The organism is Actinoplanes sp. NPDC048791, from assembly GCF_040650095.1.
Lineage (GTDB): Bacteria > Actinomycetota > Actinomycetes > Mycobacteriales > Micromonosporaceae > Actinoplanes.
In genome coordinates this window covers 1-1,060 of sequence record NZ_JBEZGQ010001734.1, presented here as the reverse complement: position 1 = coordinate 1,060, position 1,060 = coordinate 1, and the positions used below count along the sequence as shown (strand labels likewise).

Genomic DNA, 1,060 nt, shown 5'->3' with positions numbered 1-1,060 from the left:
CCGCCACGGCCGACGCCCAGCGGATCTTCGTCACCACCGGCCGGACGATCCAGGCGCTCCGGCGCGCCGACGGCAAGCCGGCCTGGGCGCGACCGTTCACCGCGCCGGCCGCGATCGTCGCGGCACCCCAGCTGGCCGGCGACACCCTGTACGTGCCCGGCGACGACCAGCACCTCTACGCCGTGGACGCCGCCGACGGTGAGCAGCAGGCCCGGATCAGCACCGGCACCCGCGACCCGGGCCCGCCCAGCGCGGCCGGGGACGCCGTCTACTTCGGCACGTCGGGCGGCTCGGTCCGCAAGATCCGGGCCGCCGATCGCAGCCCGCAATGGCGGTTCCAGACCGGCAACGCGATCTCCCAGCCGCCCGCCGTCGGCGCCGGCCTGGTCGTGGCCGGCAGCGGCGACGGATCCCTGTACGCGTTCGACGACGACAGCGGTGACCTGCGGTGGAGCGCCGAACTGAAACCGTCGTCCGCACCCGTCATGGCCGGCGGGCGGGTCTACGTGGGCAGCGACGACCAGCGGGTGCACGCTGTCGACGCGCGTACCGGGGAGACCGACTGGACCTTCGCGACCGGCGCGCCGGTGGTGTCCACGCCCACGGCCGCCGGTGCGCTGGTCCACGTCGGCGGCCAGGACGGGATCGTGTACGCGATCGACGCCGCGACCGGTGACGAGCGCTGGCGGTTCCCCGGGGCGGCCGGTGAGGAGTTCGGCTCCCCGGTCGTGGCGGCCGGGGTCAGTTACGTCGCCGCGTCCACCGGGCGGCTCTACGCACTGGACGCGGCGACCGGGCGCCGGCTGTGGACGTACGACCTGAAGGGCAAGCCCGCACCGCCGCTGCTGACCGACGGGGTGCTCTACCTCGGCACGGCCGGCAAGCTCCTGTACGCGTTCCGGGTCGCGGCGCCGGGAGCCGCTGTGCCGTCCTTGGCGCCGTCCCGGCCGGTGGCGACCGTGCCGACACCGACCCGGACGCCGCAGCGGGCGCCGACGCCGGCCCGGACCGAGCCGGGACGCCAGACGACCAGCCCGACGAAGAAGCCGACCAGGACGTC

Annotated in this window: 1 protein-coding gene; it reads left to right on the top strand. The window is 75.8% G+C overall.

Translation table 11 applies throughout. The features are described 5' to 3' along the window. On the top strand, positions 1-1,060 hold a 1,060-nt coding region (locus tag AB0C29_RS50045; RefSeq protein ID WP_360835654.1), incomplete at both ends, for a PQQ-binding-like beta-propeller repeat protein.